The 483-nt window shown below is 69.8% G+C and carries 2 protein-coding genes; both read left to right on the top strand.

Annotated features, from left to right (window positions below; all coding sequences use genetic code 11):
- On the top strand, positions 1-235 hold a 235-nt coding region (locus K9U41_RS23115; RefSeq protein WP_282643176.1), incomplete at its 5' end, for a WYL domain-containing protein.
- 48 nt (positions 236-283) lie between these two features.
- A partial coding sequence (gene tatA / locus K9U41_RS23110; RefSeq protein WP_282643174.1) for a twin-arginine translocase TatA/TatE family subunit occupies positions 284-483 on the top strand: 200 nt, incomplete at its 3' end.

Genomic DNA, 483 nt, shown 5'->3' with positions numbered 1-483 from the left:
CCTGTCGCTGCAGCCGCAGGCGCGCTGGGTGGTGGAGTACTACCAGGTCGAGGGCGTGCGCCCGGCACCGGACGGCGCTCTCGAGGTGGACATGCTGGTGGCCGACCAGCGGTGGCTGCGCAGGCTCCTGATGCGGCTCGCGCCGTACGCTCGGGTCATCTCGCCCGCCGAGCTGGACACCGACTTCCGGGCGACGGCTCAGCGAACACTCAGCCTGTACGCGTCCGGCGCTTGACCAAACCGGCGTAGACTCCGCAACGAACACCCCAACGTGAGGAACCCAATGAATCTGCCGTCGATGCTGCCCCAGATCGCGGGCCTCGGCCCCGGCGAGATCGCTCTCATCCTGGCCGTCCTGGTCCTGCTCTTCGGCGCCTCGAAGCTGCCGGAGCTGGCACGCGGCTCCGGTCGCGCGCTCCGCATCTTCAAGGCGGAGACGAAGGGCCTCATGGACGACGACGACGACCCGGACGGGACGCGCAC

This window comes from Xanthobacter autotrophicus, assembly GCF_029991245.1.
Classification (GTDB): Bacteria; Pseudomonadota; Alphaproteobacteria; order Rhizobiales; family Xanthobacteraceae; genus Xanthobacter; species Xanthobacter autotrophicus_C.
This window is presented reverse-complemented; position numbering and strand designations above follow the sequence as displayed.